We start from the raw sequence: 12,884 nt of genomic DNA, 5'->3' as shown, positions 1-12,884 counted from the left end.
AAATGGTTAAAATTGCCCCATCCATATTATCTGCTGATTTTTCAAAGCTTGGTGAAGAAATAAAAGATGTTGAAATTGGGGGAGCGGATTATATCCATGTTGATGTGATGGATGGTCATTTTGTACCAAACATTACAATTGGGCCATTAATTGTAGATGCGATCCGCCCTGTGACAAAACTTCCGTTAGATGTTCATTTAATGATTGAAAATCCTGATCAATACATTGAAGCATTCGCAAAGTCAGGTGCGGACTATATTACTGTTCACGTTGAAGCCTGTCCTCACTTACACAGAACGATCCATTTAATTAAATCCTACGGAGTAAAAGCAGGTGTGGTTTTAAATCCAGCTACTCCTGTTGAATCCATTCAACACATTATTGAAGATATTGATATGGTCCTCTTAATGACCGTTAACCCGGGTTTTGGTGGGCAATCATTCATTACTTCCGTTCTTCCTAAAATTGTTAAGGTGAAAGAGATGGTTCAAGAGCGAGGTTTATCAGTTGAGATTGAAGTTGATGGTGGAGTTAATAAGGAAACAGCTAAAGCTTGCATCAAAGCAGGTGCAACTGTTCTTGTTGCAGGCTCCGCTATTTACAACGAAAAAGACCGACAAAAAGCAATTGCAGAATTAAGAGGATAATAGATTTAATAAGAATTGGCTTTCTGTTCTAGCCACCTTAAGAATGATAAAATAAAGGTGTCTAGAACAGAATATTTTTTTTGGAGTTGTTTCTCATGGATATACATATCGTTGGTAGTGGACCAGAAGATTTAATGCCAAAACTAATTGATTTTCATCATGAAGATTGTATTTGGGTTGGAGTAGATCGAGGAGTCAAAACCATTTATCAAGCTGGGATTATTCCTGAAATTGCTTTTGGTGATTTCGATTCCATTTCTGCAGAGGATTTAAGTAAATTAGAACAGCAGCTAAAATCGATAAAAAAATATAAATCGGAGAAAGATGAAACCGATATGGAGCTGGCATTAAATTGGGCTTTAGATCAAAATTCATCCTGTATTCGACTCTTTGGAGCTACAGGTGGACGAATTGATCATTTCTTAGCAAATATTCATTTAATGCTAAAGCCTCTTTTAGCTGGAAACTCCAATAAAATTTATATGATTGATCAAAAAAACATCGTTTATCTTGTCGGTCCAGGAACTTATTCTATTTTAAAGAACGATGAAAAGAAATATATTTCATTTCTCCCTATTGCATTCAATATTAAAGGTCTCACTTTAAAAGGCTTTAAATATCCACTTACTGATAGTCATATTCCAATAAGTTCAACACTATGTATTAGTAATGAACTAAAAAATGATTCTGGTACTTTTTCATTCGAAGAGGGCATATTAATGGTTGTAAGGAGTCAAGACTAAACAATTGTTAAAAAAAGAACTTATGAACATCATTTGAATATGTATGGAAGAGGAAGAAGGATGTGTAAGGAGGGACATCATTCATGAAATTTTATACGATTAAACTGCCAAGATTTATTGGAGGACTTGTCCGAGCAATGTTAGGTGCTTTTAAAAAATAAATAATACATTATTTAGAGATGAGGGTTATCCAAAAGTGGTGATCCTCCATTTTTTTAAACAATGAAAAAGGGTGCCCAATCGTATTTCTGTTTGGGCACCCTTACTCATGTCTAGATCCAGCGTCCAGCCGTTCTAATCAACGTACTGGAGCTTTTTCTAAATTAAACTCGCTCTACTTTTCCAGATCTTAATGCTCTTGCAGAAACCCAAACACGCTTAGGTTTACCGTCTACAAGAATACGCACTTTTTGAAGGTTTGCACCCCATGTACGTTTATTTGCGTTCATCGCATGGGAGCGTGCATTACCTGTAGTTGTTTTTTTACCAGTTACAACACATTTACGTGGCATAATAATTCCCCTCCTTATAAACAAAGCTGAATTCAGCTTCAAGCTTTCATTTCAATTGTCAGATTACCCAATCTGAGAAACGTGAAAAACAATCAAAGGAAGTTTTTCTACATTAAAAGATACTTTAATAATTTATCATACTACTCATCCTATTGCAATAGGAAAGCATAAGCTTTCAAGAATAATTACTTGACATCTTCTTTACGACAAAATGGATGGAAATAGAATGGCTTTCAAAATAAAAAGCGTTATAGTAAAATGTCTTTAGCAAAGGAGCAATTTCCAAAGGGGGAACGACTCATGTCCATTGAACTAAAAACGGCATTCGGACAAATTGATATATCAAATGAAGTAATCGCAATACTTGCAGGTGGTGCTGCTGTAGATTGCTATGGAATCGTCGGAATGGCCTCAAAAAATCAAATTAAGGATGGCCTTACAGACATACTGAGAAAAGAAAACTTTACTCGAGGTGTGATCGTTCGTCAAGAAGGTGAAGAGGTCCATATTGACATGTATATCATTGTTAGCTATGGAACGAAAATTTCAGAAATCGCTCATAATGTACAATCGAAGGTGAAGTATACGCTTAATAAAACCGTTGGGCTTTCGGTAGAATCAGTTAATATTTTCGTTCAGGGAGTTCGTGTAACGAACCCATAATTAGGGAGGTAAGCGTTGTGTCTATAACTGTCTTAGATGGAAAGCGTTTCGCTGAAATGATTATTCAAGGAGCAAACTACCTATCCTCAAATGCTAAATACGTTGATGCATTAAACGTATTTCCGGTTCCAGATGGTGATACAGGAACTAATATGAGCTTGTCCATCACTTCAGGAGCAAAAGAGGTTCAAAATAATGTTCAAAATCATATAGGTGCAGTAGCAAAATCACTTTCAAAAGGATTGCTTATGGGAGCAAGAGGGAATTCAGGTGTGATTCTCTCCCAATTATTCAGAGGTTTTGCAAAAGCTATTGAGCAGAAATCGGTTCTTAATGGAAAGGAGTTTGCAAAAGCTTTACAGGGTGGAGTTGAAACGGCATATAAAGCGGTTATGAAGCCTGTAGAAGGAACGATCCTAACAGTTGCTAAAGATTCTGCACGGGCAGCTGTTAAAGCGGCTGAGAATCAAGATGATATCATTTATATTATGGAAGAGGTTGTGAAAGAAGCAAAGGCATCTTTAAATCGAACGCCTGACTTGCTCCCTGTGCTAAAAGAAGTAGGGGTCGTTGATAGCGGGGGTCAAGGGTTGGTTTTTGTTTATGAAGGTCTTTTAGCAGAGTTAAAAGGGGAAGAGCTTCCAGATGGAAAGCTTTCTTTATCTTCCATGGATGAGCTTGTGAATGCTGAACACCATAAAAGCGTGCAAAGCTTTATAAATACAGAAGATATTGAATATGGCTATTGTACAGAATTTATGGTTCGGTTTGAAGAGAAAAAACTTAATAATCATCCTTTTAATGAGGAAAAGTTTCGTAATGAAATGAGCAAGTATGGTGATTCTTTGCTTGTCATTTCGGATGATGAGATTGTTAAAGTACATATTCACTCAGAGCAGCCAGGTGAAGTATTAAACTACGGTCAACAATATGGCAGCCTTATTAATATGAAAATTGAAAATATGAGAGAGCAACATTCAACCATTGTTGGAAAGCCATTAATAGAAGCCCCTGTTCCGGCCCAATTAGAAGAGCAGGAATATGGAATTATTGCTGTATCAATGGGAAGCGGGATTGCTTCACTGTTTAAAAGTATGGGAGCTCATGTGATCATTGAAGGCGGGCAAACGATGAATCCTAGTACTGAGGATTTTGTGAAAGCGATTAAAAATATTAAGGCAAAAAAAATCATTATACTACCAAACAACAAAAATATTATAATGGCTGCGGAACAAGTAGCAGAAGTATTAGATGAAGAAGTTGCTGTTATTCCAGCAAAAACGGTTCCTCAAGGGCTTTCTGCATTACTATCTTTTCATCCTGACCTTGGTATGATAGAGAATAAAGAGGCGATGACAGAGGCTATTAAGCATGTTAAGTCCGGCCAAATTACTTTTGCCGTTCGAAACACTTGCATTGATGGTTTGGAAATTGAAAAAGATGATTATATGGGGATTGCTGAAAACAAAATAATCGTGAAGAATAAAGATAAAGTACAAACTGCCTATGAGCTATTAACGAAAATGCTAGACGAAGATTCTGAAATCTTAACCATCATTAAAGGGGAAGATGCATCAGAAGCTGAAACAGCCGAATTGATTAAGAGAATTGAAGATGAGTATGCTGAGCTTGAGATTGAAACACATGCAGGCAATCAGCCGCTTTATTCATTTATTTTTTCTGTTGAATAACATTGTTAAACGAAATAGAAGGGGCATCCCTTCTATTTCCTGCTATCTATAGCAATTTAACGAGGCTTACAAAGTAATACTAAGGGAGGCTTGGGATGAAATTTAAGAGTGTTTTTGATATTATCGGCCCTATTATGATTGGCCCATCAAGCTCACATACAGCAGGTGCAGCACGAATCGGAAGAGTGGCAAGAAGTTTATTTGAACGAGAACCAAAGTGGATTAAAATCTCATTTTATGGTTCATTTGCAAACACATACAAAGGTCATGGAACAGATATTGCCATTGTTGGTGGACTGCTTGATTACGATACGGATGATGAAAGAATCATACAGGCTATTGAAATTGCAAAACAAAAGGGGATTGAGGTCACCTTTTTGATCGAAGATGCGATTATGGATCACCCGAATACAGCTAGAATTCAAATGGGGGATGAGCGTGGTGAACTTGAGCTAGTGGGAATTTCTATTGGAGGTGGAAAAATAGAGATTATAGAATTAAACGGCTTTCAATTGAAGTTATCTGGGAATCATCCTGCTCTGCTCATTGCTCATAACGATCGATTCGGTACCATTGCCAAAGTATCCAATGTTCTAGCAAAATATGAAATCAATATCGGACATATGGAGGTTTCAAGAAAAGAAGAAGGAATGCAAGCGCTGATGACCATTGAAGTTGATCAGAATGTAGAAGATTTTTTATTAAGGGAATTAGAAGGGGTAGAAAATGTGTTAAAGGTCACCAAGATTATTGATTAAGGATAGGAAGAGTACTTGTGTGAATTTTAATCAAAAAAAAAGAGATGATTTGGAGGGATGATTACGTGTTTCGGAATGTAGCAGAGTTAGTAGAACTTGCAAATCTAAGAAAGAAGAAAATCTCAGAAATTATGATTGAGCAAGAAATGGAATTAACGGGGCGATCGAAAGAAGAGATTTTAGCGCAAATGGAGCTGAATTTGACTATAATGGAGCAAGCTGTTGAAAAAGGCTTAAGGGGTGTTCAATCCCACTCAGGCTTAACGGGCGGTGATGCAGTTCTTTTACATGAATATATTAAAAAAGGGCAATTTTTGTCTGGGGAAACCATATTAGATGCAGTTAGCAAGGCTGTTGCAACAAACGAAGTAAATGCTGCAATGGGGACCATCTGTGCAACACCAACAGCTGGCTCTGCTGGTGTTGTTCCCGGAACTTTGTTTGCTGTTCAAAATAAACTGAAGCCATCCCGGGAGCAGATGGTCTCTTTCTTATTTACAGCAGGAGCATTTGGATTTGTTATGGCAAATAATGCATCAATTTCAGGGGCAGCAGGAGGGTGTCAAGCAGAAGTAGGATCCGCTTCTGGGATGGCAGCAGCAGCTATTGTTGAAATGGCAGGGGGAACACCCGAACAAAGTGCTGAAGCAATGGCGATAACACTAAAAAACATGCTTGGTCTCGTTTGTGATCCTGTTGCTGGTCTTGTAGAAGTGCCGTGCGTCAAAAGAAATGCGATGGGAGCTGCGAATGCAATGATCGCGGCTGATATGGCGCTTGCAGGGATTACAAGTAGAATTCCGTGTGATGAAGTAATAGAAGCCATGTATAAAATTGGCCAAACAATGCCTGTTGCATTAAGGGAAACTGCACAAGGAGGTTTAGCGGCAACACCGACTGGCCGATCGCTTGAAGCGAAAATATTTGGTGTTTCGCAAAGTTAGGGTGAAAGTGAATTTATCGCAATCCATTACAAATTTAAGTGGAGTTGGTATTGAAACAGCAGAAGCATTTGCTGCGATGAATATCCATACCATTCATGATTTGCTAGAATATTTTCCTTTTCGCTATGAGGATTATCGCTTAAGGGATTTGGCAGAGGTAAAGCATGATGAAAAAGTCACGGTTGAAGGAAATATACACAGTGAGCCTGTCTTGATGTATTACGGTCGAAAGAAATCTCGTTTAACATTTCGATTATTAGTCGGAAGATATTTAATTCAAGTGATCTTTTTTAATCAGCCTTATATAAAAAAGAAATTATCTATAAACGACGCAATTACAATAACTGGAAAATGGGATCAACATCGACAAACTATCACGGCAAATGAATGGCAACAAGGATCGAATACAAAGAGCAATGATTTTGAGCCGGTTTATCTCGTAAAGGGGAAGTTAACAGTTAAAGGAATTCGCCGATTCATTAGTCGAGCTTTGTCCCAATATGGGGAAGAAATCGTAGAAGTTCTACCTGTATCGCTCTTATCTAAATATAAATTATTAAATCGTAAGGAAGCATTAAAATATATTCATTTTCCTGAGGGGCAGCAAAGCATCAAACAGGCTAGAAGAAGGTTTGTGTATGAAGAATTTTTAATGTTTCAACTTAAAATGCAAGCATTAAGGAAGTATGAAAGAGAACAAACAAAAGGGATTGGTCAAGATTATCAACTTGAAAAGGTGAAGGATTTTATTGATCACCTTCCTTTTCCGTTAACAGGTGCACAAAAAAGAGTAGTAAATGAAATACTAAAGGATATGAAAAGTCCTTTTCGAATGAACCGTTTGCTGCAAGGAGATGTTGGATCTGGAAAAACTGTTGTAGCTGCAATTGCATTATATGCAAGTGTAACTTCAGGCTACCAGGGTGCATTGATGGTGCCAACTGAAATTTTAGCAGAGCAGCACGCCTCCTCTTTAAAACAATTACTAGAACCTTTTGGTCTAATCTGTGTGCTTTTAACAAGCTCCGTTAAAGGGAAGAAGAGAAAGGAAATCTTATCACAATTAAGACTTGGAGACATTCATATCATCATTGGAACGCATGCGCTTATTCAGGATGAAGTGGAGTTCAAACATTTAGGATTGGTGATCACGGATGAGCAACACCGTTTTGGGGTAGAGCAAAGGAGAATTCTCAGAGAAAAAGGCGAGCATCCTGATGTATTATTTATGACTGCTACACCAATTCCTCGAACATTAGCAATTACAGCCTTCGGTGAAATGGATGTATCGATTATCGATGAAATGCCGGCTGGGAGAAAAATCATTGAAACCTATTGGGCAAAGCATACGATGCTCGATCGGGTATTAAGTTTTATGGAGAAAGAATTGCAAAAAGGGAGACAAGCTTATGTCATTTGTCCTTTAATCGAAGAATCTGAAAATCTGGATGTTCAAAATGCCATCGATGTTCACCAAACGCTCAGTCACTATTTTCAAAATCGATTTAATGTTGGATTAATGCATGGGCGACTTTCTTCCTCTGAAAAAGAACTAGCCATGAAAGAGTTTAGCCAAAATGACACTCAAGTGCTTGTTTCTACCACCGTTGTTGAGGTAGGTGTTAATGTTCCTAATGCTTCTGTTATGGTCATATATGATGCAGAAAGATTTGGGCTTTCTCAGCTTCACCAGCTTCGAGGAAGGGTTGGCAGAGGCAGTGAACAATCCTATTGTATTTTGTTAGCGGATCCCAAATCAGAGGTTGGGAAGGAAAGAATGAAAATTATGACTGAAACAAACGATGGATTTTTATTAAGTGAAAAAGACTTAGAGCTAAGAGGACCAGGAGATTTTTTTGGCAAAAAACAAAGCGGTCTTCCTGAATTTAAAATAGCTGATATGGTTCATGATTATCGGGCATTAGAAACAGCGAGAAATGATGCTGCTGCTCTTATCCAATCGAAAGTGTTCTGGGAATCAAATGAATATTCTTATTTAAGAACAATGTTAGAGAAATCAGGTGTCCTAAGAGGAGAAAAATTGGACTGATTTTACCAAAAAAATTGAATAAAAAATATTTGCTCTCTTCATAACCGCAATTTACATTTATTAAAGAAGGGAGATTACAAGATACAATCGTGTCTTGCAATCTCCTTTTTTTAATTATATACTACTATTAGTACCTAGTCTTAATAGCTCGGACGGTGTATATAATATGAGAAAAAACAAAAAAGAGCGTCAAAAATTATTAAAGGAAACGATCAAAACGAATCCTTTTATCACGGATGAAGAATTAGCGGAAACCTTTTCAGTAAGTGTTCAAACGATTCGATTAGATCGATTAGAATTATCGATCCCTGAATTAAGGGAAAGAATAAAGAATGTTGCTGAAAAAAGGTTTGAAGATGAGGTTAGATCCTTGCCTTTAGAAGAAATTATTGGAGAAATCATTGATATAGAATTAGATCATACAGCCATCTCCATTTTTGATGTAAAGGAAGAGCATGTTTTTAAGAGAAATCAAATTGCTCGAGGGCATCATTTGTTTGCACAAGCTAATTCTCTAGCTGTAGCAGTTATAAATGATGAGCTAGCATTAACAGCGAAAGCAACGATTCAATTTACACAGCCTGTCAAAGAAAACAATCGAGTTATTGCAAAAGCAAAAGTGTTGAAAATTGATCATTTGCATGGGAGAACGCTTGTAGAAGTCAATAGCTTTGTCAATAATGATTTAGTTTTTAAGGGTGAATTTGAAATGTATCGTTCAAAAAAGTAAATTCCCTTAATGCTTTGCTTTTAAAACTTCTTAGCTCTATTTGTCCTTCTTTTTGAACATGTTCTATTAAAAATAAATGGTTGAGGGTGAGACAAAATGAAAATAGCCATTGATGCAATGGGCGGGGATCATGCCCCAAAGGAAATCGTTCTTGGTGCGATGAAAGCTGTCAGCGCTTTTGACGATGTACATATAACACTCGTAGGAAATGAAGAACAAATTAAGCCTTTTTTAACAAATACTGAGAGAATAAGCATTTTACATACGGATGAAGTTATTTTAGGAACAGATGAGCCTGTAAGAGCTGTGCGAAAGAAAAAAAATTCATCGATGGTATTGAGTGCTCAGCAAGTAGCAGATGGTAAAGCAGATGGATGTATTTCTGCAGGAAATACAGGTGCACTTATGGCAACAGGACTATTCGTAATCGGACGTATTAAAGGAATAGAACGACCTGCGTTAGCTCCTACACTACCGACAATTGGGGGAGAAGGCTTTTTATTATTAGATGTTGGTGCTAACGTTGATGCAAAGCCTGAGCATTTGCTCCAATATGCTATGATGGGTTCCATATACGCAAATAAAGTTAGAGGCATTTCTAATCCAAGAGTGGGTCTTTTAAATATTGGTACTGAAGAAAAGAAAGGCAATGAATTAACAAAAAAAGCATTTGAGTTATTGGAAAGTTCGGATTTGCAGTTCATCGGAAATATAGAAGCTAGGGATCTGCTAAATGGCGTTTGTGATGTTGCCGTTACTGATGGCTTTACTGGAAATATGGTTCTGAAAACTGTTGAAGGTACAGCGCTATCGATGTTTAAAATGTTAAAATCAGCCTTAACGAGTAGCTTGAAGAGTAAATTAGCAGCAGCAGTATTAAAGCCCGATCTGTTGAAATTAAGAGAAAAACTAGACTATTCTGAGTACGGTGGGGCAGGCTTATTCGGTTTAAAGGCTCCTGTAATTAAGGCACATGGATCATCTGATGCCAATGCGATTTATAATGCCGTTCGGCAAACAAGAAATATGATTCAAGCTCAAGTGTCTAGTACAGTACAATCTGCAGTAGAAAAATCTTCTGAAATGTTCATTAAATCAGATATAGAAGTGAAAGGTGAATGAAAATGGGGAAAATAGCTTTTTTATTTCCAGGACAAGGTTCTCAAGCAGTTGGGATGGGACAATCCCTTGCTGAAGCAAATAACGACTCAAAAGAAATTTTTGAAAAAGCAAATCAAGCTTTAAATATAGATTTATCAAAGCTGATCTTTGAAGGTCCAGCAGAAGAATTGACCATTACGTATAATGCACAGCCAGCCTTGTTGACAACAAGCATCGCTGTGTTAGAATATTTTAAGCAATTTGATATAAAGCCTGATTATGTAGCTGGTCACAGCTTAGGGGAGTATACAGCACTTGTTGCTGCAGGTGTTTTCTCTTTTGAGGATGGGGTAAAGGCTGTCCGAAAAAGAGGAGAGTTAATGGATGAAGCTGTTCCTAATGGGGAAGGTGCCATGGCTGCAGTTTTAGGGTTAGACCGAGACACACTTCGATCTATAACAGATGAAGTAACAGAAGATGGACATTCAGTTCAACTAGCGAACCTAAATTGTCCTGGTCAAATTGTCATATCAGGAACAAAACAGGGAGTTGAGGATGCATCTGAAAAAGCTAAGCTAAAAGGGGCAAAACGAGCTATTCCACTACAAGTTAGCGGACCATTTCACTCAGAGCTGATGAAGCCTGCTGCAGAAAAATTTAAAAACGTATTAAATGAAATATCGCTTCAAAATGCGAATATACCAGTCATTGCGAACGTGACAGCTTCTATTATGTCTGATGCAGTTGATATCAAAGTAAAATTAGTAGAACAGCTCTATTCTCCAGTATTATGGGAAGACTCTGTCCAAAAAATGCTTGAGCTGGGCGTTGATACCTTTATTGAAATTGGCCCTGGTAAAGTATTAACGGGGTTAGTGAAGAAAGTGAATAGATCGGTTAAAGTTTACAATGTATCAGATATCGAAACATGCCAAGCAGTCGTAGAAGCCTTTAAGGAGGAATTAAAATGAGACTTGAAGGTAAAACAGCTCTTGTAACTGGGGCTTCAAGAGGAATAGGAAAAGAAATAGCGCTAGAGCTTGCAAGACAAGGGGCAGATGTAGCTGTTAACTATGCTGGAAGCGAAGCCAGTGCTTTACAGGTTGTAGAAGAAATTAAAGGCCTAGGAAGAAATGCTTTTGCAGTGCAATGTGATGTTTCTAATAGTGATTCTGTTTCGAATATGGTAAAAGAAACGATTGATACTTTTGGAAAGCTTGATATACTCGTTAATAATGCAGGGATTACGAAAGATAACTTATTAATGAGAATGAAAGAGGAAGAATGGGATCAAGTCATTAATATTAATTTAAAAGGCGTTTTCTTATGCACAAAAGCCGTTACAAGACAAATGATGAAACAAAGAAGCGGAAGAATTATAAACATATCTTCAATTGTAGGTGTGAGCGGGAATGCAGGGCAAGCTAATTATGTTGCTGCAAAAGCCGGGGTTATCGGACTTTCTAAAACTTCTGCAAAAGAACTTGCATCTCGTGGAATCACAGTAAATGCTGTGGCGCCTGGTTTTATCACTACAGATATGACGGATAAATTAACCGATGAATTAAAAGCAGAAATGCTAAAACAAATACCGCTTGCACGACTTGGAGATCCTGCTGATATCGCTCAGGCAGTTGTCTTTTTAGCGTCTGATGAAAGTCGTTATATGACAGGTCAGACTTTAAACATTGATGGCGGAATGGTCATGTAAGCGAATAAGAAAAAATTTATAAAGATCATTTATTAATTTGAAGAAATCATCTATAATGTCCCATGAGGGGAGGTGAACGAGAATGGCAGATGTATTAGAACGTGTAACGAAGATCATCGTTGACCGCTTAGGTGTTGAAGAATCACAGGTTTCTCTTGAAGCTTCATTTAAAGATGATCTTGGTGCTGATTCCCTTGACGTAGTAGAACTTGTTATGGAATTAGAAGATGAGTTTGATATGGAAATCTCTGACGAAGATGCTGAAAAAATTGCAACAGTGGGTGACGCTGTTAATTACATAAAAGGTAGTCTTTAATCGTTGGATCCGAATGAAAAGAGAGGGAGACCCTAACAAAGTATCTAACACTCCAATGGCCTGTATAGTTTTCAAAAAACAGTTTGAACACTATATTTATTAACATTAGGAGGATGTAGGTGCCATGGGTCGCCCTCTTTCTTCTGTTATTTGTACTTGGTGAATGAACGCATTTACCAAGTTTCTTTGCATTTTTATAAATGATTACGTACACTTAAATGGATGGTAAATTAAAGCAAGGTGGATGCATGATGCGAGGGAATGGAAAAGAAAAAAAAATCAACCGTTCAAATGATAAATTGTTAAAAGATTTGCAAGTGAAAATAGATGTTCACTTTCATAATATAAAATTATTGAAACAAGCTTTTACTCATTCATCCTATGTGAATGAGCATCGTAGAAAGCCTTATGAAGATAATGAAAGGCTGGAATTTTTAGGAGATGCTGTACTAGAACTCACTGTTTCTCAATTTTTGTTTAAAAAATATCCGATGATGAGTGAAGGAGAATTGACTAAATTAAGAGCAGCTGTTGTTTGTGAACCTTCCTTAGTTTCCTTTGCAAATGAACTCTCTTTTGGAGAATGTGTTTTACTTGGAAAAGGTGAAGAAATGACTGGAGGAAGAGAAAGACCTGCTTTGCTTGCGGATGTTTTTGAAGCTTTTATTGGTGCTCTTTATTTAGACAAAGGAATAGAGACAGTTGTTCATTTTTTAGAAATAGTTGTTTTTCCAAAAATTAATGCCGGTGCTTTTTCTCATGTGATGGATTTCAAAAGTCAGCTCCAGGAGCAGGTGCAAAGAGACGGGGCTGGTGTGCTTGAATATGAAGTAATATATGAAAAAGGACCTGCACATAACAGAGAATTTGTTTCAGTTGTGTTATTAAATGGAACGAAGCTCGGATCTGGCAAAGGCCGTTCGAAAAAAGAAGCTGAACAGCACGCAGCACAAATGGCACTGTCAATGTTAAAATCTCATATTCAAGACATAACCAACAACGAGTAATAACATACTTA

General features: G+C 37.3%; 15 protein-coding genes. 14 read left to right on the top strand and 1 reads right to left on the bottom strand.

The window, feature by feature from the left end; genetic code table 11:
• Positions 1-2: 2 nt before the first annotated feature.
• The 3 genes from rpe (at position 3) to spoVM (ending at position 1,551) form a co-directional block, all read left to right on the top strand.
• Positions 3-647 carry a ribulose-phosphate 3-epimerase gene (gene rpe, locus FDO66_RS04525; RefSeq protein WP_141431229.1) on the top strand — a complete coding sequence of 215 codons (645 nt, stop codon included), beginning with the start codon at positions 3-5 and terminating at the stop codon, positions 645-647.
• A 95-nt stretch (positions 648-742) separates the two neighbouring features.
• Complete coding sequence (locus tag FDO66_RS04520; RefSeq protein ID WP_141431228.1) at positions 743-1,390, top strand: thiamine diphosphokinase; 648 nt, start codon at positions 743-745, stop codon at positions 1,388-1,390.
• 83 nt (positions 1,391-1,473) lie between these two features.
• Positions 1,474-1,551, top strand: coding sequence for a stage V sporulation protein SpoVM (gene spoVM, locus FDO66_RS04515; RefSeq protein WP_141431396.1), 78 nt, complete (start codon positions 1,474-1,476; stop codon positions 1,549-1,551).
• Between the two features lie 162 nt (positions 1,552-1,713).
• On the opposite strand, the gene rpmB is transcribed toward spoVM, so the two are convergent.
• Positions 1,714-1,902 (bottom strand): 50S ribosomal protein L28, encoded by a 189-nt coding sequence (rpmB, locus tag FDO66_RS04510; RefSeq protein ID WP_007087786.1) that lies wholly within the window; start codon positions 1,900-1,902, stop codon positions 1,714-1,716.
• A 300-nt stretch (positions 1,903-2,202) separates the two neighbouring features.
• On the opposite strand from rpmB, the gene FDO66_RS04505 reads away from it, so the two are divergent.
• The 11 genes from FDO66_RS04505 to rnc all read left to right on the top strand — a co-directional run bounded on the left by FDO66_RS04505 (position 2,203) and on the right by rnc (position 12,873).
• A complete protein-coding gene (locus tag FDO66_RS04505; protein ID WP_141431227.1) occupies positions 2,203-2,565 on the top strand; it encodes an Asp23/Gls24 family envelope stress response protein in 363 nt (120 codons plus the stop codon).
• A 17-nt stretch (positions 2,566-2,582) separates the two neighbouring features.
• Positions 2,583-4,256, top strand: a complete 1,674-nt coding sequence (locus tag FDO66_RS04500; protein ID WP_141431226.1) for a DAK2 domain-containing protein — start codon at positions 2,583-2,585, stop codon at positions 4,254-4,256.
• A 95-nt stretch (positions 4,257-4,351) separates the two neighbouring features.
• Entirely contained in the window at positions 4,352-5,014 is a 663-nt protein-coding gene (sdaAB, locus tag FDO66_RS04495; RefSeq protein ID WP_141431225.1) for an L-serine ammonia-lyase, iron-sulfur-dependent subunit beta, read from the top strand.
• A 65-nt stretch (positions 5,015-5,079) separates the two neighbouring features.
• On the top strand, positions 5,080-5,958 hold the full coding sequence (gene sdaAA, locus FDO66_RS04490; RefSeq protein ID WP_141431223.1) for an L-serine ammonia-lyase, iron-sulfur-dependent, subunit alpha: 879 nt from the start codon (positions 5,080-5,082) through the stop codon (positions 5,956-5,958).
• A gap of 1 nt (position 5,959) precedes the next feature.
• The gene (gene recG, locus FDO66_RS04485) at positions 5,960-8,008 is read left to right on the top strand and encodes an ATP-dependent DNA helicase RecG (protein ID WP_141431222.1); all 2,049 of its coding nucleotides are present in this window, start codon (positions 5,960-5,962) and stop codon (positions 8,006-8,008) included.
• 166 nt (positions 8,009-8,174) lie between these two features.
• Positions 8,175-8,738, top strand: coding sequence for a transcription factor FapR (gene fapR / locus FDO66_RS04480; protein ID WP_141431220.1), 564 nt, complete (start codon positions 8,175-8,177; stop codon positions 8,736-8,738).
• A 96-nt stretch (positions 8,739-8,834) separates the two neighbouring features.
• Complete coding sequence (gene plsX, locus FDO66_RS04475; RefSeq protein ID WP_141431219.1) at positions 8,835-9,860, top strand: phosphate acyltransferase PlsX; 1,026 nt, start codon at positions 8,835-8,837, stop codon at positions 9,858-9,860.
• A 2-nt stretch (positions 9,861-9,862) separates the two neighbouring features.
• Positions 9,863-10,810 carry an ACP S-malonyltransferase gene (gene fabD, locus FDO66_RS04470; protein WP_141431218.1) on the top strand — a complete coding sequence of 316 codons (948 nt, stop codon included), beginning with the start codon at positions 9,863-9,865 and terminating at the stop codon, positions 10,808-10,810.
• Complete coding sequence (gene fabG / locus FDO66_RS04465) at positions 10,807-11,550, top strand: 3-oxoacyl-[acyl-carrier-protein] reductase (RefSeq protein ID WP_141431217.1); 744 nt, start codon at positions 10,807-10,809, stop codon at positions 11,548-11,550. The genes fabD and fabG overlap by 4 nt, the downstream gene beginning before the upstream one ends.
• 82 nt (positions 11,551-11,632) lie before the next feature.
• A complete protein-coding gene (gene acpP, locus FDO66_RS04460; RefSeq protein ID WP_141431216.1) occupies positions 11,633-11,866 on the top strand; it encodes an acyl carrier protein in 234 nt (77 codons plus the stop codon).
• Positions 11,867-12,117: 251 nt separating this feature from the next.
• Positions 12,118-12,873, top strand: a complete 756-nt coding sequence (rnc, locus tag FDO66_RS04455) for a ribonuclease III (RefSeq protein WP_141431215.1) — start codon at positions 12,118-12,120, stop codon at positions 12,871-12,873.
• Positions 12,874-12,884 lie beyond the last annotated feature (11 nt).

The sequence above is a fragment of the Bacillus sp. 03113 genome (assembly GCF_006546985.1).
Lineage (GTDB): Bacteria > Bacillota > Bacilli > Bacillales > Cytobacillaceae > VATK01.
Note: the sequence above shows the minus strand (reverse complement) of the source record. Positions and strands in the feature narration are given on the sequence as shown.